1 protein-coding gene is annotated in these 278 nt (G+C 67.6%); it reads left to right on the plus strand.

The annotated features are described in order from the left end of the window. The coding region (locus tag J0A65_RS27215; protein ID WP_206597268.1) for a PAS domain-containing protein at positions 1-278 on the plus strand (278 nt) is incomplete at both ends.

Genomic DNA, 278 nt, shown 5'->3' on the forward strand with positions numbered 1-278 from the left:
GACATCTTCGACGGCACCGGGGTCGCCCTCTGCGTGCTCGACCTCTCCGGCCTGCGCAGCCTGCTGCTGCAGAACAAGCTGCGCGATGCCGCCGGCCTCCAGCGCTGGCTGAAAGCCGATGCCCAGCACCACACACTGCTGCTGGACCAGCTGCGCATCACCGAGGCCAATCAGGTGGCGCTCAACCTGCTCGGCGTCAAATCCATCGAGCAGGCCTGGCATCAGCTGATCGACAGCGGCCCGATCAGGCCGGACGACCTGCGCTACCGGCTGGCGGT

Source organism: Bowmanella yangjiangensis, assembly GCF_017255015.1.
GTDB lineage: Bacteria > Pseudomonadota > Gammaproteobacteria > Enterobacterales > Alteromonadaceae > Bowmanella > Bowmanella yangjiangensis.